This window comes from Sphingopyxis sp. (assembly GCF_035686825.1).
Taxonomy (GTDB): Bacteria; Pseudomonadota; Alphaproteobacteria; order Sphingomonadales; family Sphingomonadaceae; genus Sphingopyxis.
In genome coordinates this window covers 81,465-101,488 of the sequence record NZ_DASRYZ010000005.1, presented here as the reverse complement: position 1 = coordinate 101,488, position 20,024 = coordinate 81,465, and the positions used below count along the sequence as shown (strand labels likewise).

Below are 20,024 nucleotides of genomic sequence, written 5' to 3'. Positions count from 1 at the left end.
AGGAGATAAGCATCAATTGGAACCAGTTCGAACGTAATGAGATGAACGAGTCCCGATTTGTGGCGAATATTGACAATGTTCCTGTTTTGTTCTATATGCGTGCAAGGTTTGAAGGAGCGATGCCATGACCAAGGAACATAGCGCAGACCGGATGGGCACCATTGCTGGTCCGTCCGCCGCAGCTTTGGGGCCGTTTGCGAATGCACAGTCGGACCTCCCCGATCGATGGTGTTTCGGGCTTTCTCATCCGTATATTCAACGCCTGATTTTTATCGCTGGCGAGCTGGAACGGGAGGCGGTTTCGGTCCGCTAGTTTTAAGGTCATACCAGTTTTGCTTGGAGGTGGCTCTTAGGACTGGTTCAGTGCTCGGGGCGGAGGAAAAACTGTGGGTGAAGGGACGCGACGGTTGGAAGCGGAACGACGGCGACTGCTCGAACAGGCGGAAAGCTGGATGGCCCCTCCGAGCGCTTGGGAAGCGGCGCTGGTCGAAGAATTGCTGGATGCAGACCTCGAGCTTGTTCCGCGCATGTCGCCCGAAGATATGGCCTGGATGCGCATGCCGGCCAATCGCTGTCATGAAAATTGCTGGTGGTATGAAGCCCATGATCAGACGGGCGGCTCGAAGGCGGTGACGGGGTGGTGGCTGCAGGGACTTGATTTCGTGTTGCACAGTGTGATCGTGTCGGATGGACGCTACTGCTGCATCACGCCGTCGTGCGCCCAGGAACCCGAAATCTATTTCATTCCCGATCCGAAGATCGAGTGGATCAAAGAGACTGATCGTATCGCCGTCATCCGCAATGGTCAGGAGATCGATTTGGGTGTCCGGCGCTTTCCTGCCTTCACCATCGCCTGGAATCGTCGACTGCGCGAACGGCTGTTATCCGGGATGCATCCTTACAAAGCGATTTCGTTTTCGCGAGATGAGATTCTCGAACTCAGGCAACAGAATATGACTGCCGAGGAAATTGCTTCGTTGGAGCCATGAGCGGACTTACCTACTTCGGCGCACGTCGTGGACAGATTGCCTTCCCGCCATTTGCGATGAGAACGAGCCTGAGTGAACGGGCAGACGCTTGGGCTTATATTTGGCGCCGGGTTTTCCGTCCTTCTTATTATGCTATTCGCACCCCAAAGCCGCGCTGAGGCAGGCGCCATAAATTGGGGGAAGGGGCAGGCATGCTCAAAAGTGTTTTCATTGCGGAGTCGCTGCATTCCAAAGATTTTTACGAGCGACGCTTGGACGGGCATGCGGCCAACGAGATTTTGAAGATTCTCGACATTAAAACGGAATATCGGATTGCCTTCACGCCAACGCTCGTCGAGCGGGCAATAAAGGAAGCTGCCGAGGGCGATTTCGAGGTTCTGCATTTTTCGTCACACGGCGACTCCAAAGGCATTCAAATGACAAACGGGACCCCGCTAAGCTGGGCGAAGTTTGCCGAATTGGTGCGGCCCGCGTCGGGTCCGAAGAAGGCGCTGGTGATGGCAACCTGCGGCGGCGGTGACGGCGAATTGGCGAAGGCACTGACCAAGGCGGGGGTCGTTTTCGGTTACCTGTTCGGATCGACCGCCGACGTTGTGACGTTTTCGGATTCCTGTCTCGCGTGGTCGATATTGTACAACCGGCTGGTCGATCATGGCTTCAAGCGCAAGGCCTTGAAGACCACCTTGACGTCCATCAATGCCGCCATCGATGGGGACTTCGTATACCGGCGCTGGGACGGCAAGACGTACCGTTATTACCCTACCGCCGAGTGATGCTGCAGGGGGACACGTACAACCTAAGCCGTTGCGTATTGTGCAAGCCGTTTCAGATTTTTTTTCATCTGCAGGGCGAGCGTCTTCTGATCTACTCCATGAAGCATTTCCAACACGAGTAGAGAATCATATGCCTGCCACGGCATCAACGGGTGCTCTCCGTCTCGTGCGAAAGGTGCATCCGTTTCCGTCAGCATCCGATCGATCGGCATTGCGCTGGCCAATTCGCGGCCTTTTCGAGATTTCAGCATTGCGGGGCCTACGGAGAACCAGCATCCGATTTGAACCGCCCGGGTCAATTCCTTCGTACTGCCGCTGAACCAATGAAGGATAGGAACGCCGGCGTTCGGTCGACGTTCTAACGCATCCAAAACTGCTGAGGCCGCACCGCGGGAATGGATCGTCATCACGCGTCCGCCGAGTGCAGCGCATTCAGTGAGGATGCGATCGAAGACCGCTTTCTGCAAGTCGAGCGAATCTCTATGTGGCGGGCTACCATCAATTCCAATTTCGCCCACATATCGAGCTTCGGGAAGGAGGCCGCATAGCAGGGGCAATTCTTGATGCCGGTGTGCAACAAGTTCAGGATGCAGACCTAGTGCCACCCGAACTCGCTTGCGATCGCCAACCAGCTTCTTTGTCCCGCGCCAAGCCTTGGGCGTGGTCGTGACCGCCAATACATACGTCCCTCTCGCATCGATTCCCTCAAGGACGGTCTGAGGATCAGGAAACAGATCAAGATGGCAATGGAAGTCAATCAAGGGACACCTAGGTGGGCGTGGAGAGCGGAGAGTTCCGCGATGCCACGCCGGACGACCTCTCGATAGAGGGTAATGTCACCGAGTAAACGGGCATTCATCGCACCGCCGATCAACTCTTCGATGCCATGTCGGCTCACCGTTTCAACAGCGATGGCGACGGATCTGACGTCATCAAACCGGGCGTGGCGGACGTCATCTTGGTCTAACTGTTCGTATTTGTAACGACCAACGGTGTCATCGTCCTGCCCCCAAGCCAGATAGGCGCCGCGTCGCACTTGGCAGGGGACGCAGCGACCACAATGCTGGAAGCCCGTGCGGGAATAGCGCCCACAACTGGTTGAATCGCCAACCAGTTGCTTTAGAAGAGACTGGTTCGTGCAACCCAAAAGCATTTCGCCTTTCGTGCTATGCTCATAGGGGTTGTTCACGCGAACCCGTAAGCCAGCCGCATCGAGCGTATCTTGGATAAGGCGCAGGAAATATGGATGTGTCGTGCGAGTACTGAGGCTCCCAGTGCGCAGTGGAGTCAGTGGGACGTTCTGGCTGATGAAACCATTCTCCGGAATGCGTAATTCGACCTCATCGCCATCGTGATGTCGCCGCAGGCATGTCGCCGCCAGCACGCCGAAGCCCAAGAAGGCAATGGAGCGGGCGCGCTGGGATCGTTCGGATGGCCCAGGCGGTCGGGCATGATGGTTGAGCAGAAGGTGCAGGCTATGAGGTGAGATAGTCTGCGCGAACATCTTTTGGTTCGCGGTGTCTCCCTTCGCCATCTGACTTACGAAAAGCGGGTTGCGTCCTTCCTCAACGACGTCGATTGCGCCGATCAGGCTGTCCATGCCGCCCGACAACAAACAGATCATGTCCTCGTTGCGCAGTCGCATCGGATCACTGGTCGTCGGAGCAGCGCCGTCCCCGATAAAATTCAATTCCCAGATGTCTCCTGAGAGGAAGCGGAGCGCCTGGGTCAGCCGACCGCGCTGCGAGTTCCAGAAATCCGGAGAGGAGACGGCAACCGTCAGCCCGATCTCACGCGTCCATCCATCTGGACTACGCTCGCGAGATACCGCCTCGTCGGCAGCGACCACTGCAATCGCAAATGAGGTGAAGTCCCAAGCATCGACCGATGGCCGCAGGCCAAGCCGACGAACACGGCCCGGCACGAGGCTTCCGACCCGCCCGCGTCCTGCGAGACGTGATTGGGAATATATATCGAACCGCAGATCGCACCCTGCTTCATCCGGGAGATCTTCGGGAAGGCATGAGACTCTGATCACAGCTCGCCATCCTCCTCAAACACTTCGAATGCCTGCTGAATCGCATTGCGCGAAATCCGCTCAATTGCTGCACGGCCAACAGAACCAACGCTGGTGCGTTCCGCTGCGTACTCGGCAGCCACAACTTCGCGCACATAATCCTTCATCTCTTGGAGCCGCTCTAGCCCCTCACTTTTCGTGGAGGCCTTGGCGATAATCGCCTTCCCGACATCGAGCTCAATGCGCAGAGCAACGTCGTATCCGAGAGTCGAGGCCGTGACTTGATCGATCTGTTGCGGTGTAAGGCTGGTAATATCGGCATTCTGATCCAGAATGTCTGAGAGTGCTCGCGCGACTGAATCTCGCGTGGCTTCTGCGTCCTGTGTCCCATCGATTGGGCGGATGGCATCGACGAGCGCGTCAGCAATCTCTGAAGGTGACAGCCCGGCGAGGGCGAGTGGATCAATCCCAAGCTCCTGTGGGAGCGGCTCACCGTTCGCCAGCGAGGTGAGAGCGTTGTGCAGGATGCCGGCTGTTCTGGCCGAGCCGCCCATCCGGCGCGCAGCATTGCGGCTGCCCCCCATACCGCTTCTCGAGTAGTGACCGAGACCACGATGTAGATGTCTTCCGCGATCGTCACCGCCACCCCCGAACTTGCCGAGCGATGTCCTTACCCCCCGCCACCGGCCAGGCGCTGCGGTTTCGGGCTCGGGTTGGAGCAGTGGTTGAGGCTGCTGAGGACTTGGTGTTGGGGGCACCTGTGGAGAAGGTGACGTAGCCGGTTGTGCTGGCGCAGGTACTAGCTGCGGCGGCTGAGGCGCAGGCGGTGCGGGCGGCGGATTATCTACCCAGGGCGGCACGATTGGAATGTCGGGCCCAGACCCTGGGCCGCGGCTGGAAGCGGACGTTCCCATTATTTATGCCCTTTCAACGATTTCGTGACCGCATTCTTGGCCGGACCGGCCAAGTCACCTCGCTTGTGGAAAGCCGTGAGCACCTCCTGTCCCCAAGCTATCGCTGCGAGACGCGGCACGATGGATGCCTTGATCTGACTCGACGGTACCTCGCTGAAGAAGGCGACGACTACACGGGCGGAAGGCGACGAAACGGCGGCGAGCGCCTGCAACGCATTGAGAATCGGAGGCGTACCCCAAGCAGTCTCATTCCTCGCCCGCACGATGATCTTGTCTGTGATCCGGCCGATTTCCGGATTCGACAGTTTTGCTATCTCATCGACGACAATTGGGCTCGCCGAATTCAGTTTCAGGAGCATGTCGAGTACCTCCATCGCCTCCGACGACAATTCGTCAGCGCGGGAGATGATCGGGTGGCTTTCTCGTCCGACATAAAGGGCGCCGCGTAGATCTTTATCCGCGAGCGGAGGATCTAGCCTGAGCCAGTTCATGTGGAAGGCTTCGTTCCATGGCTTCTCCAGTTCAGGCGCGGTGTTGTCGCCGCGGGCCCGACGCTCCATGTCTCCCAGGAACGCCGCGTAACCGTCCTCGGACTCGTTCACTGCGCGAAGCAGCTCGGCATAGGCATCCTTGTCGCCGCAGCGTTCGAACAGAAGCAGCTTGACCAGCACTTCCTCGTCCACGGTCACCGACTGGATTCGCGCCATAGAACTGCGCATCGACAAGGTATTCAGGAAACGCTTGATGAGGCGTGGGTTACCGCGAATTTTGGGCGAGGTCGTCAAGATCGGAGCGATGCGCTCGGCAAGCGCGAGGCGGTTCAGCAGGCCGGGCGGGCATTCGGCTTTCGGTGGGCAATTCTTGATCTCTTCAGATACGAAAGCCTTGTCGACCCTGGCTCCTGTCCAGGATTGAGCGAGGCGTTTGCATACCGCTTCACGGATGGTGTCCTTCACTGAGCCGTCGAGATCCGGGTCGGCGTCGACGAACAACATCATCAGATATGCCCGAACCTCTTGCGTGCCGAGCGCGGGTACGCGGATGGGGAGTTGAATCAGCTTGTCGAAATAGTTGGTTACCAGATCGTCATCGAGTGTTGCGTTCTCGAAATGCGATCGCACGGCCTGCCGGATCATGCCCTCGTCAGCGGCGATGACGAACGCGGTATGCTTCAGAAAGAGGAACAGACGCATCGATTCGAGCGTCGCGATCGCGGTCTTGGGCAGGCAGCGATCGAGATCATCGATTAATACCACTAGAGTAACGCCTAGCTCAGCAAGCGTTGCTTCCAGATCATCGCGAAAGGCTTGAATCGCCTTGCGGGGCGTGTCAGCTTCTTCCGGTTCAGACACCTTTTCCGGCGCCTTGTCGCCGACCAGCTTTTTCCCACCTTGGTAGGTATCGGTCGCGAGCTTCCGGGCTTTCTCCATGTCGTCGCCCGTGACGTCACCGTCGAGCAATCCACCTACGGTCCCCACGCCAGCCGCGAGGAACGGCGTAAAATGACCGCCGGAATAGATGTCAATCGCGGTAGAGCCGATAAGACCCAACAGCCTGAGCTTCTTTACGCGACCGAGCAGGCTGCGGGCGTGCTTTAGAGCGGTCTCCGAAAGCGAGTCCTTCTTCGCGACTGCCTGCTCGACGACAGCAGCAGCAATCGCCTCCATCAGAGCGGCACGAGCATCGTCGTAGTTCTGATAGAGCCACGCGTTGAACTCGACGAAACGGAACTCGACATCCTCGTGCTTGCTGAGCGAAGTGCGCAGCAGCTTCATCATCGACGACTTGCCCACACCCCAGTCGCCAGAGATGCCAACCGACAGGGGCTCGCCCTTCGCGCCGACTATTCTTTCTGCTGCAATATCTGCGACATGTGAAAAGTTGACCAAGTCACGAATAGTCTCGTTATCTGACCACATCTATACCCGCACCCCCATGTTCGCATCATGTTCCGATTTAATCTACAAACGTCAAGCCGATACTGCGTTAAATCCAGGAGGATTTTCAGTGCAGACAGGAGGGCCGCTCATGAGCTTACGACTAAATATGCCGGGGGCATTCGCGCAATTTCCCGAGGAAGGAGCAATAGTCGGTCGTTTGATCGTCGGGTATGGCCAACTAGAGTGGGACCTGTGCTTACTGGTCGGCGCCGCGTTGAACGATTGGGAGACCGCCGTCAAAGCGATGTTTAGGTCACGCGGCGAGTCTCAGCGCCTCAGTTTGGCTGACGCCCTTGCCCGACAGCGCGTTCCGGCTGGAAAAGTGCGGTCCGTTTATGAGCCACCATTTCCGACCTCCGATTGTGTCTCAAATTGCGCAATCAATATGCCCACACGCAATGGAGCGTGGTGGCTGGGCGGGTTCTCGCTTTTATAAACATCGAAGACGTCGCCGGCACAAATGAGTCGGTTAACGTCGGGCATGCACCTCTAAATCTAGTTAACTTAGGGATGCTACAGGATCAGGAGCGGTTTTTTGCCGAAGTTAGTCACAATCTTGAAGCGTTAAATTGGGCTTCGCAGGCCTCCCATGACCAACGCCTCTCTGATCTTCCCGAGTTCATCGTGCCCGTCAGGCGTCCCGAGCAAGCGCAGGTGTCCCGTTCGCGGATCTGATCGTCAGCGCTAATTCAGCGTCGCCACGCATGTCCACACTTCTGATTTCGACTCTGAGAAGACGACAGTCTACTCCGGGCCAGTTTGTCAAAGGGTGTAAAGAATCTCGTTTACACCCTGAGGGTCGGCGATCGAAAGTCCGCAATTCCAAGAACGCGCCCGAAAGCCGTCTGACCGTTATCGGCCATTGCGTTCCCCCATTGGTTTCAGTCGTCGAAACCGAGAAACTTCACCTGCTCGTCAAGTGGAATGCGCTCGCGGTCGAAACCGTTGACCGGAGCGTCGGCTTGGCGCCACCCGATCGACAGCCCGCAGAACAACAGGGTGTCATCGCCCAGGCCCAGCTCGGCTTTGATCGTACGCCCATAGACGCCCATATATTCCTGCGGACAACTGTCGAGGCCTTCGCCTCGGAGGAGCAGCATGATGGTCTGGAGCCACATCCCGACATCCGACCATTGCGCCTCCTTCATGAATTTCGGAAAATGGCATAGCAGCAGGACCGGTGCGCCGAAGCTGGTGAGATTGTCGCGCACGAATTCGGCACGGCGGTCCTTTTCGTCGCGCGCGACGCCGACCGCGGCATACATCGCGGCACCCAGCGAACGCAGCCGCGACTGATATTCCTCATATGCTCCAGGCGCCGAAAAATCATATTCTAGCGGATCGTCGGGCTGGCTTGAAAGCAAGCGGTTCTGCAGTGCGCGCAACGGCTCGCCGGTCAGGACGATTGCCTCCCATGGCTGGAAGTTGCAGCCGGAAGGGGCGAGGCGGGCCTGGTCCAGCACCCGGGTTATTGTGTCATATGGCACCGGCCGGTCTTCGAAAGCCCGGATCGAGCGGCGGCTGGCTATGGCTTCCGCGACATTCATAATACGATACCTCAGCTGGTTGTCTCCCCATCGCTATCGCGTGCCGCGCGGCGCGCAACGCAGAAGGGCGGACCTGCGAAAAAAACCTGGCTCTAGTCGAGCAATTCAAGCTTCGGCCCCCGCGCCGCGATTTCGGCGAGCGCTGTAGCTGTGGCCGGCTGCCCTATGCTGCGCGCAAAGCCCCGGATATTGTCTTCGATCTCGGCAGCGTCCGGGGCCTGCATCTGGCGCATGATTTCCGAGACGGTAGCGGATGGGCGAGCCGACAGCGCTTCTGCTCTCGCAAGCGCCTCTGCCACCGCATCCTGTGCCAGATACTCGATCAGGCCGAGCTTGTAGGCGCATCGCGCATCGAGAACCACGCCTTCGAGCGTGAACAGGCGCGCGCGGTGCCTGCCGATAAGGCGGGCAAGTCGCTGCGGCCCGCCGCTGCCGGGCGGAATGCCGATACGGATTTCGGGAAGACCGATCGCGCGCGCATCTTCGGCCGCGACCCGCATCGTGCAGGCGAGGGCGATTTCAAAGCCGCCCCCCATGCAGTCGCCATTGATCGCCGCGATGACTGGCTTGGTCGCGGCGTCGAGCATCGCACCGAGCCGGGGGAAAGGCGAAGCTGCGAAGTCGTCCTCGTCAGCGCCGCCGCTAGCGACCGCATCGGCGGCACGCGCGATCTGCGACAGGTTGGCGTGGCGGATGAAGATGCCCTTGTGAGCCCCGGTGATGACGATGGCACGCACCGTTTCGTCGGTGAGTTCCCGCTGAAGCATATGGACGAGTGCCGCGGCGCCCTTATTCGATATGGTGCCATCGCTCGCCGGGTGGAACGAAATCAGCGAGACCGCGCCCCGACGCGAGAGCTCGGCCATTTCTCCGCTCTTGCTCATGACCGCTCACCGAGCGAAAGCGTCTCGATCCGGCGCTGGACGAGCGGCAGCTGGTCGTTGCCGAAATACATATATTTGCGATCGACAAAGATCGTCGGCGACCCGAACGATCCCCGGTCGATCGCATCTTGCGTATTAGCGCGCAGCCTGTCCTTGACCGCTGGCGTTTGTGTGGCCGCGAGAAGTTCGGCGCCGTCGAGCCCGCAGCTCTCTGCGATGTCGGCGACGATCGCGGGATCGTCGAGATTCAGCTGGTCGGCGAAATAGGCCTCGAACGCCGCCTCGGCGAATCTCACGAGTTTTTCCTGATCATCCTCGAGAGCGCAGCAGGCGCGCATCGCAAGGACGGACTGGATCGGATGGTGCGACGAAGGAAAGTTCATCGACACCTCGGCGAGTTTTGCCCATTCCTTGAGCCAGACATAGGTCAGGCGGAATTTTGGATCGTCGGGGCGCGCCCGCCCGGCATAAACGCTGTCGTTCACGGCGTTGAAGACGCCGCCCACCAGAAACGGGCGCCAAAGGATGTCGATGTCACGACCGGCTGCCCAGGACCGGAAATTATGAAAGGCTATCCGGGTCCAGGGCGAGGAGAGGTCGAAGAAAAACTCGGTGCGGGCGCTCATGCGGGCTTGTCCTCGATGCCGAACAGCAGCTTGCGCGTCTCCGCGCTGTCCTGGGGGCGGCGATTGATCTGCTTGCGGCCAAGCTCCATGCCGCGGCGCAGCGCCGCGCGGCTTTTGAGCCGTTTGTACCAGCGGTCGACGTTCGGAAATTCGGCGAGATCGATCTCCTGCGCCCTATATGTCTGGACCCATGGAAAACAGGCCATGTCGGCGATCGTATAGGTGTCGCCCGCAACATAGGGATGCTTTTCGAGCTGCCGGTCGAGCACGCCGTAGAGACGCAGCGTTTCCTTGTGATAGCGCTCGGTCGGATAGGGAATCCGCTCGGGGGCGTAGAGCTTGAAATGGCCATGCTGGCCGAGCATCGGGCCGAGCCCGCCGACTTGCCAGAACAGCCATTCGTGCACGGCCTTGCGCCCGCGCGGATCGGTCGGCAGAAACCGGCCGCTCTTTTCGGCGAGATAGAGAAGGATGGCGCCCGTTTCGAAGATCGCGATCGGCTCGCCGCCGCCGGCGGGATCATTGTCGACGATGGCGGGTATGCGGTTGTTCGGGCTGATCGCGAGGAATTCCGGCTTGAACTGGTCGCCCTTGCCGATGTTTACCCATCTCACGTCGAAGGGAAGCGCGCATTCCTCGAGCATGATCGAGATTTTCCACCCGTTGGGCGTGGGGGCGGTGAATAATTCGATCATGCCGGCACCCCTTGGCTGGCCTTCTCGACGAGTCCGGCATCGCGAAGAAGGGCGATGCATTCGCGCTCGACGGGCTTTTCCGAGACGGTCTTCGGAATGGCGGGCAGGACCTGCCAGATTTCCGGAATCTCGTTTCGCTGGAGTCTCTCGCGGGCCCAGTTTTTCACCGCGTCCAGAGCGCCTTCGCCCTCGACGATCAGCGCGGCGACGAGCGTCCGCTCGCCCGCGACGTTGGCGCTCGTTTCCACGCCATAGACATAGACATCCTCGACGTGCGGCGACTGGGCGAGCACCGTCTCCACCAGCGTCGCGTTGATGAAATCGCCGTTTCGGCGGATGCCGCCGCCCGCGCGGTGCATGAAATAGAACCAGCCCTCGGCATCGGCATAGGCGATGTCGCCCGAGCGGAACCAGCCGCCGGCCATCTTCTCCGCGCTTGCCTTTTCATTGCGAAAATAGGTTACATTCTCGTTGGCGCCCGCCTCTTTCCGGAAGCAGAGATGGCCGGGCACCATTGGCGGGCAGGGCCGGTCATCCTCGTCGAGAACCGCCGCCACCATGCCCGGCGGCGGCTTGCCCATCGACCCGCGCGGACCTTCGCCCATCTTGTTGATGAGCGTGCCGCCATTTTCGGTGCTGCCATAGACTTCGGTGATCGTGACGCCGAAGCGCTGTTCATAGGCTTCCCATAATTTGCCGGGCATGCCCGAGGCGATGACGAGGCGGACAGGATTGTCGCGGTCGTTGGGGCGGGGAGGCACTGCAAAGACCTCGGGGATCATACCGCCGAGCAGGGTGAACATGGTGCAGCCATAGGCGCGGCAGATGTCCCAGAGCCGACTCTTCGTGAACTGCCGGCTGAAAACTATAGGGAGGTCGAGTGCGAGCCCCGCGGCCAGCGTCGAATGGGCATTGGTGTGGCAGAGCGGCAGACCGGTGTAGAGCGTGTCGCCTTCACCGACGCCGAGCGCGCGCAGACCCTTCATGCCGCGCATATAGTTTGCGTGCGTGCGCACCACGGCCTTCGGATTGCCAGTCGTGCCCGAGGTGAACATAAGATACATCGGCGACGAGGGATCGGGGATCACCGGCGAAAGCGCGTCTGCATTTCCGAGCTCGCCTTCATAACTCGCACTGCGAAAATTTGCTGGTCGCACGGCGGTGTCGACGATGAGGATGGGTGGACGGTGGGCCAGCTCGTCCGCCACCGCGTCAAGCGCCGCGAGTGCGCCTTCTTCGGCGACGATGGCCTTGGCCGCCACATGGTTCACCATATAGGCGAGCTTCTCGCCCATGCTGCGAATGTCGAGCGGAACGAACGTCGCGCCCGTCAGTGCCGCGGCGACCATGGCTTCGACGAACTCGGGCCGGTTCCGCAGCATCAGAATGAACGCATCTCCGGGTTCGACCCCTTCGCGCTGCAGCCAGGCGGCCAGCGCGCGGCCATTCTGCCACAGCTCGGCGTGCGTGCGGCGCTCGTCGGTCAGCCTGCCATCGGCCTCGACGTTGACGAAGGTGAGCGCGTTGAAGCCCGGAAGCGCTTTCGCCTTATGCTCGACCAGGCGGGCTATGTCGTTGAAACGCTCACTCATCGGTCATCCTGTCTTTTCCCTCAGGCGGCGTCCGCCGCGCGCTGCCGATATTCCTCGACCAGCTTCTTCTTGAACAATTTACCGGTGGGCTCGCGGGGGAGCGCATCGGTGAAGTCGATCTGTTTCGGGGTTTTCAGGCTCCCTAGCCGGTCGCGCGCAAAGCGCCCGATGTCTTCGGCAAGCGTTCCCGAGGGTTCCACGCCGGGCTTGGGCTCGATGACCGCCACGACCCGCTCGCCAAGATCGGCGTCGGGAGCGCCGAAGACCGCGACGTCGCCGACCGCGGGATGCTCGCCAAGAGCATTTTCGATCTCCTGCGGATAGATGTTCACGCCGCCCGAGATGATCGTGAAATTCTTGCGATCGGTGAGGAACAGATAGCCGTCGGCATCGAGATGTCCGACATCGCCGAGCGTCGACCAGCCGCGGTCGTTATAGGCGCTGCGCGTCTTCGCTGCGTCATTATGATATTCGAAGCGCGGGCCGTCGGCGAAGTAAACGTCCCCGGTCTCGCCGGGCGGAAGCTCCGCGCCCTTCTCGTCGCAAATCTTCACCGTTCCGACGAATGCCTTGCCGACCGAACCGGGCCGTGCCGCCCATTCTTCGGGCCCGATCAGGGTCAGGCCGTTGTTCTCGGTACCGCCATAATATTCGTGGATTTTCGGTCCCCACCACGCAAGCATCCGCTCCTTGACCGGTACGGGGCAGGGGGCGGCGGCATGCAGCGCCACCCGCAAGCTCGCGAGGCTGTACGCACCGCGAACGGCATCGGGAAGCTGCAACATGCGCGAGAAATGCGTCGGCACCCACTGCGCCGCGGTCACGCCGTGCCGGTCGATGAGCGCGAGCGCGCCCTCGGCATCGAACTTTTCCATGACCACGACCGTGCCGCCGAGACGCTGGACGAGCATCGACCAGCGAAGCGGCCCGGCATGATAAAGCGGCGCGGGGGACAGATAGACGGTGTCGCGGCCCATACCGAAACGCGACTGTGCAAGCTTAAGCAGCGGAGTCGGCCGATCGATCGGGAGATCAACAACGAACGGCTGCCGCACGCCTTTCGGCCGCCCCGTCGTCCCCGACGAATAGAGCATGTCGGTACCGGCCATCTCGTCTGCGATGGGCGTGGCCGGAAAGCCGGCCGTCAGTTCGGCGAGCGCCGGTGTCGTCCCCCAATGGTCGTCCACCAGGACGAGCGGACCCTCGTAGCCGGCGGCCACCGCCCCGGCCAGAACGTCGATCGTCGTTCGCGACCCGATCGCCAGCTTCGCGCCGCTGTCCTTCAGGATGTAGCCGAGATCGTCCCCGGACAGCCGGTAGGAGAGGCAGGCATAATAGAGGCCGGAGCGCTGCGCAGCCCATGCGGCGATGAAGAGCCACGGCTGGTTGTCGAGAATGATCGCGATCGTATCTCCCGGGGCGATGCCCAGCGATCGCAAATAATGTGCGAGCCGGTTCGATCGCGCTTCAAGATCGCCGTAACTCAGCGCTTCGCCCGATGCCGCCATGATGCAGGCGGGCTTGTCGGGGTCGAGCTGGGCATGGACCGAGGGATGCATGGGTACGATTCCTGTTTCGACAGCGGACTATCGGGTTGTTCGGGCTATGAATCAGGCACCGATCGTGGATTTGATCAGCTTGCGGACGGCATCTCCATAAGGCGGTCGGAGGGTCCGGAGCGGCCCGAGGTCGCGCCTGATCTGGTGATAGACCGCCTTCTTGTGGCTGAATTCCAGAAAGCCGTCGCGGCCGTGATACGCACCCATTCCTGAAGGGCCGATGCCGCCGAAAGGGAGGTTTTCCTGGGCGCAGTGCATGATGACGTCGTTCACGCAGATACCGCCCGACGTCGTCTTCTGCTCGAGCTCGGCCAGCTCGGCCCCATCGCTCCCGAAATAATAGAGCGCGAGCGGCCGATCCATGGTATTGACGCGTGACGTGACGTCATCGAGCTCGCGGTAGCTTATGACCGGGAGGATCGGCCCGAATATTTCCTCCTGCATGACCGCCATGTCGGGCGTCGCGCCGAGGACAAGCGTCGGCGGCATCTTGCGATGCTCCTGCTGGTCGAACTTTTCGTTCGCCGGGTTGATCTCGATGATCCGGGCGCCCTTGGCCTCGGCATCGGCGAGATAGGATTTGAGCCTGTCGAGATGCCGGTCGGAGATGATGGCGGTATAGTCGGGATTGTCGCGCACCGTCGGCAGCATCCGCTCGGTCGCCGAGCGCGCCGAGGCGACGAAGGCATCGCGGGCATCCTCCCGGACATAGACATGGTCGGGCGCGAGGCAGATTTGCCCGGCATTCAGGACTTTTCCCGCCATCACCCGTGCGGCTGCCGTCCTCATGTCGGCGCCCTTGCCGATGACGACGGGGCTTTTTCCGCCAAGTTCGAGCGTCACGGGCACGAGATTGTCGGCGGCGGCGCGCAGCACATGCGATGCAATCGAACCGGCGCCGGTAAAAATGAGATGGTCGAAGGGGAGGGCGGCAAAGGCGGCGCCGATCTCCGGCCCGCCGGTGACCACGGCGAGTTCGTCGTCCGCGAAGCGCGCTTCGATCAGCGACTGCATGAGCTCGGCGGTGCGCGGCGTATATTCGGACGGTTTGACGACCGCCCGATTGCCGGCTGCGAAAACCGAGGCGAGCGGCGAAAAGACGAGGCCGACAGGGAAATTCCACGGGCTGACAATCCCCACGACCCCCTTGGGCTGGAACCGGATGTGCGCCTTGGCGCCGAGCAGCCCCAGAAACCAGGGGTCGACGGGCCGTTTCTCGGAGCGCATCCACTTGCGCACATGCTTGCGGGCATGTTGCAAGGCTCCGACCGGGGTCATGATATCTGTGAGGGCCGAAGCGTGCGCCGAGCGATTGCCGAAATCCGCGTTCAGCGCCGCTTCGAACGCCGGGCCATTTTCCTTGAGGAGCGCGATACAGCGATCGAGACGATCGATCCGCGCTTCTGCGTCCGGCGCCCCGTGGGTGAGGTGCGCCGCGCGCTGCCGAGCGACTATTTCGAGCAGGTCAGTCATGGGAAATCCTCGTTCACTCAGGCCGGGACGGTCTCGCGGAGGCTGTACCGGATGGGCAGGCTCTTCAGGCCGCCGACGAAGTTCGTCTGGATCCACCGGGGTTCGCCGTCGAGCACGACGGTGTCGATGCGCGAGAGCAGTTCCTCGTAGAATATCCGCATCTCTAGCTTTGCCAGATGCTGGCCGAGGCAAAGATGCGGCCCATAGCCGAATGCGAGGTGGCGATGCTGGGGGCGACCGATGTCGAAGCGAAAAGGATCCTCGAAGACCTCCTCGTCCCGGTTGGCCGACGGATAACACATCATCATGGCCTGACCCGCGGCGACGGACGCGCCGCGGAGCTCGACATCTTCGGTTGGCGTGCGGAAGAAATGGGTGACCGGCGAAACCCAGCGCACCATCTCGTCGACTGCGGTGGGAAGAAGCGTCGGGTCGGAGCGCAGCCGCTCGAACTCCGACGGGCTCTGGATCAGTGCGAGAAGGCCGCCTGCGATCGAGGCGCTGGTTGTGTCGTGCCCGGCGGTCGCGGCGAGAATGAAATAGGAGAGCGCCTCCTGCTCGCCGATGTCGGCGTCGGCGAGCAGAGTCGCGAGGTCGTCCGCGGGTTCGGCCTTCCGCTTGGCCAGAAGTTCGCGAAAATAGGCGAAGAAACCCTGAACGGTCGAAATGACGTCGAACTTCTCGGTCTTGATCTCGGGATCGTCGGGCCCGAACATCTGCTGCGTCATTTTCAGCATCATCGGCTCGTCCTCTGCCGGCACACCGATGATCCGCATGATGACGCGGAGCGGATACCAGCTTGCCACGGCGCGCATGAAGTCGATCGAGCCGTCCTGCTGAAGCGTGCGATCGAAAAGGTCGCGCGCGTAACCGCGCAGCTCCTCTTCGAGAACCTTGATCCGCGCAGGAGCGAACCACGCCTGGGTGAGCTTCCGGTGGTAGCGATGCTCGCTCCCATCCATGTTCGGAAGCTGGTTCAGAAGGAATGGCCGGCCTCCGGTCACCTTCCGGATCTGATCGTCCACGACCGTCTTGCGGAGCATCACGCGCGGCCCGTTGACGAACAGGTCCATCGACTTTTCGACATGCATGATGTCGGCATGCTTCGTGACGAGCCAGAAGGGCGCATATTCGTCGGGCTCGACCCAGAATACCGGCGCTTCACTGCGTAGCTGACGGAAGAGCGCGTGATAGGCGCCGGGTTCGGCGTGAAAGCGGGGATCGACGATCTTGTTCCCGATCGTCCTGGCGTCGAGCCGTTCGGTCATGAGAGTTCCTGCAATTGAAGAGGCCATGCCGGCACCCGCCGGCGAGGCCGGGAGCGCTTACTCGGCCGCAACCGGCAGCAGGTCGTCGCCATGGTCGTTCGCCGCAACAAACTGTCCGGGGTTCGCTCCGCTGGCCTTGCCTTGCTCGAACGTCGTGACGCCGTTCACGAGGATATGATGATAGCCGCCCGCATCGACGAGACGCCGCCAGTCGCCACCCGGCATGTCGTGAACGATCCGATGCCTCGTGCGGTCGAAATAGAGTTCGTCGAGATCGTAGATGATGATGTCGGCCCAATAGCCGGGAATGATCGCCCCACGGTCGGAGAGGTTGAGGCCGCGCGCGATCTTGAAGCTCAGCTGGTGGTGCATCGCCTCGATCGTCAGGGCCTTTTGCTCGCGGACCATCCGGATCAGCATTTCGGTGGCATAGCTGCCGCTCGAAAAGGCCTTGGTATGCGCCCCACCGTCCGACACTCCCGAGGTCACCGCCGGATGCGCGAGCAACTTTGCGCCAAGCGTGCCGTCGACCGCCGAATAGGGAAGCGACTTGATCTCCAGCGCGAGGTCGGACCGGAGCGCGAGGTCGCAGAGTACCTCGATCACGGTCTGGCCGCTGTCCGCGGCGATGTCGCCCAGCGAACGGCCGACATGGGGTCCAAGCTCGGGATCATCGCCGACATTGATGACGATTTGTCCCTCGAACCCCCCGGCACCGTTGGTCGGGCCGTCGCGGCCATACTCGTCCGAGAAATCCTTGACGAACTGCGGATCGCCCAGCAGCGCCCGAATGGCATCGTCGTCCTCGCAGGCGATAAGCGCGCGCACGCCCGCCATGTGACCTGCCGCCGTGTCGAGATCCCTGATCCCGGCTTCAACCCAGCCTGCGTGGAGGATCGTCGCGCCGATGATGTCGAGCCCTTCGGCGCGCAGGTCGTCGAGCCATGCAAGATCGGCGTCGATGAGCTCGGGCATGCCCTCGATCGCCATGAAGATATTATGGATCACACGGACGCCGCTGCCCTTCGCCATGCGCGCGAGCTTGGCGGATACATCCTTGTTCCCGTTCGGGCCGATTTGCGCGAGCAGCTGGACGATGCCCTCACCGCGTTTCGCCATGCCGCGTGCGATATCGACGATGTCGTCGTCGTGCATGACGTCGGTCGGCATCGGCGACCCGTCGAAGTCGACATGGCTGTTGCCCTCGATCCCCATCACCGACAGCGCGATGCCGATGGCGCCGAGATCCATCGCCTCGTCGATCAGCCGGTGCATTTCCGCCATTTCGTCTGGCGTGGGGCGGCGGGTCTTCGCCGCATCGACGCCCATGACATAGACGAGCAACGGATTAACCGGCACATAGGTCAGGATGTTCACGCTTTTCGGCAGCGCGCGCAGGCAATCCATGAATTCGGGAAAGCTCTCCCACGACCAGGGGAGTGCGAGCTTTTGCTGCTCGACCGGAATCTGCTCGGTCGTCGATAGCATCAGCATCAGCCGTTCGCGATCCGCCGGCCTTGCCGGTGCGATGCTGAACCCGCAGTTGGCATTCAGGATCGTGGTGACGCCATGCTCGCCCGAATCAAGACACGACGGACTCCAGAAGATGGCCGCGTCATAATGGGCGTGCTGGGTGATATGACCGGGGGCAACGATGCGGCCGCCCGCGTCGATTTCGGTCGCCGCAGAATGTTTCGAGAGATTGCCCGTCGCGACGACGCGTCCGTGCGCGATGCCAACATCCGCACAGCGGCCCGGGCCGCCGGTTCCATCCACGAGCCAGCCGCCCCGGATGATAGTTTCAAACTGTGTCACCATTTGCTCCTCGTCCCGACTGCGACTCTATGGTCTTCTTGTGTCTAGTCATATGACATTAAATGTCGTATGTCAAATGAACTGGGGGTTGAGCGGACCCCGGTTATGCTGTCAAAAGCGGCACTCGGTCAGTCAGGGCGGGGAAATCGATTGGGTAGTAACAAGAATCCGTTGACGCGGGAGCAGGTCGTCGAGGCTGCGATCAACTGCATCGAGCGGTTTGGCGTGGCGAAAACCTCGGTCATCGACGTCGCGCGCGTGCTCGGCGTGACGCGCCAGACCGTGCATCGGCTCTTCGAAACCCGTGCCTCGCTGCTTGAGGCGGTGGCCGAGGTCCGGATCGAAGCCGCGGCGGAGAATCTCCAGCGCCTCTTCACCCGCTTCGATGATATCGAAACCGCGCTCGTCGAGGGATCGATCGTTTCGCTCGCAGTGGGCCGGAGCGACGCGGTCCTCGACGAGATCCAGCAGCAAGCCGACCACAGCGTCGATCAATATATGTTCCGCGGTTCTCCCAAGGTCCAGCAGCTGATGCTCGGCATCTGGGGCCCTGTGCTCGACCATGCGCGGGCACAGGGAAGGCTCCGCGACAACATCGGCAACGAGAGGGCGGTCGAATGGATCCGCAACGTCCATGCGATGCTCACGATGCGGGTCGACTATAGCGAGGCGGAGAAGGCGGGGCTGCTTCGCGATTTTCTGGTCCCGTCGCTTGTCCGTCCGTAATGGACGGAGAATGACTAGCCGGTCAGCCCTGAAAGATTGCGCTGGATCGAACCATGATCGCTCATCGCGGCTGCGGTCCGTTCGACGAGCCTCCGCGCCGTAATTGGCGGCTGCACTTCGCGGACCTGGCTACTGTAGCCGATCGTAAACGCCCATGCGACGAATGCGTAGGGAATGTGCGCGCGATAGGCATCCCAGACCTCCTGCCATTCGAGCATCGGTCCCCCGGCAGCGGCCAGGGTTTCGGCATAGCCGCGAAGAAGCTTTTCTTCCCATGACCGGCGGTCTTCGACATTCAGTCCGGTGGTCAGGATATAGCTCACATCCCAGGCCCAGGGCCCGCGCAACATGACCTGCCAGTCGCAATAGCCCATCTTCCCGTCGCCGGTCCGGTAGGTCTGCGCGATATGCGCATCGCCATGAAGCAGCGTAAAGCTGCCGGCTTCCCGCTCGCGCCGGTTGCAAAGTACGATTCCCGTCCAGATCTCGTCGATCCGGTCCCGGACATCGACGGGCAGAAGCTCCGGTGCCATCGTCATCCCGACGCCGGCCCAGTGGCTCATCCGCAGGAAGCGGTGATTGTCATCGAGATAGGAAGGCGTGTCCCGCAGCCAGGACTTTGCAGTGAGATTCCGATCCTGCCAGAACCGGCCATGCAACCGCGCGAGTGACGTGAGGAGTCCGGCCATCTCGTCATAGGCGACGGCGGCACCGTCCATGTTGAAAACAGCGTGGCGCGTCGCGACGACGTCTTCCATGACGATCATCGATCTCAGCGAGCGGTTCGCGACGCAGGCCCAATAGCCTTGCGGAGCCTCCATCTCGATCCGGGGACGAAAGTCGCGGTAAAAGCCGACTTCGGCGAAGAGGCAATTGCCGAGCAGAAGCCGCTGTTTGAGCATCGGCGTCGACTTGGTGAAGACGCGCGCCGGGACACGGGCAGCGCGCGCGCTGTCGTTGAGCAAGAGGTCGAAAGCCTGCCGCGTCGACGTGCCGATCGAGCCTTCCGCTGGAACGATCCCGGTAATCTCCGCTCCGGCCACGTCACGGCATAGCGTCGCCGTCATCCATTCCGCCGTGATCGCTTGCCAATGCCACGGGATGTCGGTGGCCGCGCGCGCAATCGGGTTTCGCAACGCATCGAGCCGCGCATGAAGGCCGATTTCGGCCTTGCGGAGGGTCAATCCAAGTCCGCCCGTCATGTCA

18 protein-coding genes are annotated in these 20,024 nt (G+C 61.2%); 4 read left to right on the top strand and 14 right to left on the bottom strand.

Features of this window, described 5'->3' with window-relative positions; translation table 11 throughout:
- Nucleotides 1-124 precede the first annotated feature (124 nt).
- From VFG17_RS11605 to VFG17_RS11595, 3 genes are all read left to right on the top strand, one after another.
- The gene (locus VFG17_RS11605; RefSeq protein ID WP_325029631.1) at nt 125-313 is read left to right on the top strand and encodes a hypothetical protein; all 189 of its coding nucleotides are present in this window, start codon (nt 125-127) and stop codon (nt 311-313) included.
- 73 nt (nt 314-386) lie between these two features.
- A complete protein-coding gene (locus VFG17_RS11600) occupies nt 387-989 on the top strand; it encodes a hypothetical protein (protein WP_325029630.1) in 603 nt (200 codons plus the stop codon).
- A gap of 191 nt (nt 990-1,180) precedes the next feature.
- The gene (locus VFG17_RS11595; RefSeq protein ID WP_325029629.1) at nt 1,181-1,762 is read left to right on the top strand and encodes a hypothetical protein; all 582 of its coding nucleotides are present in this window, start codon (nt 1,181-1,183) and stop codon (nt 1,760-1,762) included.
- Between the two features lie 23 nt (nt 1,763-1,785).
- On the opposite strand, the gene qatD is transcribed toward VFG17_RS11595, so the two are convergent.
- The 13 genes from qatD to VFG17_RS11530 all read right to left on the bottom strand — a co-directional run bounded on the left by qatD (nt 1,786) and on the right by VFG17_RS11530 (nt 18,092).
- The gene (gene qatD / locus VFG17_RS11590) at nt 1,786-2,523 is read right to left on the bottom strand and encodes a Qat anti-phage system TatD family nuclease QatD (RefSeq protein ID WP_325029628.1); all 738 of its coding nucleotides are present in this window, start codon (nt 2,521-2,523) and stop codon (nt 1,786-1,788) included.
- A complete protein-coding gene (gene qatC, locus VFG17_RS11585) occupies nt 2,520-3,686 on the bottom strand; it encodes a Qat anti-phage system QueC-like protein QatC (protein WP_325029627.1) in 1,167 nt (388 codons plus the stop codon). The genes qatD and qatC overlap by 4 nt, the downstream gene beginning before the upstream one ends.
- Before the next feature lie 110 nt (nt 3,687-3,796).
- Nucleotides 3,797-4,363 (bottom strand): Qat anti-phage system associated protein QatB, encoded by a 567-nt coding sequence (gene qatB, locus VFG17_RS11580; RefSeq protein WP_325029626.1) that lies wholly within the window; start codon nt 4,361-4,363, stop codon nt 3,797-3,799.
- 329 nt (nt 4,364-4,692) lie between these two features.
- Nucleotides 4,693-6,612, bottom strand: a complete 1,920-nt coding sequence (locus VFG17_RS11575) for a KAP family P-loop NTPase fold protein (RefSeq protein ID WP_325029625.1) — start codon at nt 6,610-6,612, stop codon at nt 4,693-4,695.
- Nucleotides 6,613-7,514: 902 nt separating this feature from the next.
- Nucleotides 7,515-8,180 (bottom strand): nitroreductase, encoded by a 666-nt coding sequence (locus VFG17_RS11570; RefSeq protein WP_325029624.1) that lies wholly within the window; start codon nt 8,178-8,180, stop codon nt 7,515-7,517.
- Nucleotides 8,181-8,272: 92 nt separating this feature from the next.
- Nucleotides 8,273-9,046, bottom strand: a complete 774-nt coding sequence (locus tag VFG17_RS11565; protein ID WP_325029623.1) for an enoyl-CoA hydratase/isomerase family protein — start codon at nt 9,044-9,046, stop codon at nt 8,273-8,275.
- A gap of 14 nt (nt 9,047-9,060) precedes the next feature.
- Entirely contained in the window at nt 9,061-9,690 is a 630-nt protein-coding gene (locus VFG17_RS11560; RefSeq protein WP_325029622.1) for a 2-hydroxychromene-2-carboxylate isomerase, read from the bottom strand.
- On the bottom strand, nt 9,687-10,385 hold the full coding sequence (locus VFG17_RS11555; RefSeq protein ID WP_325029621.1) for a glutathione binding-like protein: 699 nt from the start codon (nt 10,383-10,385) through the stop codon (nt 9,687-9,689). Before VFG17_RS11555 ends, VFG17_RS11560 begins: the two co-directional genes overlap by 4 nt.
- The gene (locus VFG17_RS11550) at nt 10,382-11,977 is read right to left on the bottom strand and encodes an AMP-binding protein (RefSeq protein ID WP_325029620.1); all 1,596 of its coding nucleotides are present in this window, start codon (nt 11,975-11,977) and stop codon (nt 10,382-10,384) included. Before VFG17_RS11550 ends, VFG17_RS11555 begins: the two co-directional genes overlap by 4 nt.
- A gap of 20 nt (nt 11,978-11,997) precedes the next feature.
- Entirely contained in the window at nt 11,998-13,536 is a 1,539-nt protein-coding gene (locus tag VFG17_RS11545) for an acyl-CoA synthetase (RefSeq protein ID WP_325029619.1), read from the bottom strand.
- A gap of 51 nt (nt 13,537-13,587) precedes the next feature.
- Complete coding sequence (locus tag VFG17_RS11540) at nt 13,588-15,009, bottom strand: coniferyl aldehyde dehydrogenase (RefSeq protein ID WP_325029618.1); 1,422 nt, start codon at nt 15,007-15,009, stop codon at nt 13,588-13,590.
- A 17-nt stretch (nt 15,010-15,026) separates the two neighbouring features.
- Nucleotides 15,027-16,277 (bottom strand): cytochrome P450, encoded by a 1,251-nt coding sequence (locus VFG17_RS11535; RefSeq protein WP_325029617.1) that lies wholly within the window; start codon nt 16,275-16,277, stop codon nt 15,027-15,029.
- A 57-nt stretch (nt 16,278-16,334) separates the two neighbouring features.
- Nucleotides 16,335-18,092, bottom strand: a complete 1,758-nt coding sequence (locus VFG17_RS11530) for an amidohydrolase (protein ID WP_325029616.1) — start codon at nt 18,090-18,092, stop codon at nt 16,335-16,337.
- A gap of 150 nt (nt 18,093-18,242) precedes the next feature.
- Between VFG17_RS11530 and VFG17_RS11525 the strand changes: the two genes are divergently transcribed.
- On the top strand, nt 18,243-18,818 hold the full coding sequence (locus VFG17_RS11525) for a TetR/AcrR family transcriptional regulator (RefSeq protein ID WP_325029615.1): 576 nt from the start codon (nt 18,243-18,245) through the stop codon (nt 18,816-18,818).
- 14 nt (nt 18,819-18,832) lie between these two features.
- Here the strand turns inward: VFG17_RS11525 and VFG17_RS11520 are convergent, their stop codons facing one another.
- Nucleotides 18,833-20,020 (bottom strand): hypothetical protein, encoded by a 1,188-nt coding sequence (locus VFG17_RS11520; RefSeq protein ID WP_325029614.1) that lies wholly within the window; start codon nt 20,018-20,020, stop codon nt 18,833-18,835.
- Between the last annotated feature and the right edge of the window lie 4 nt (nt 20,021-20,024).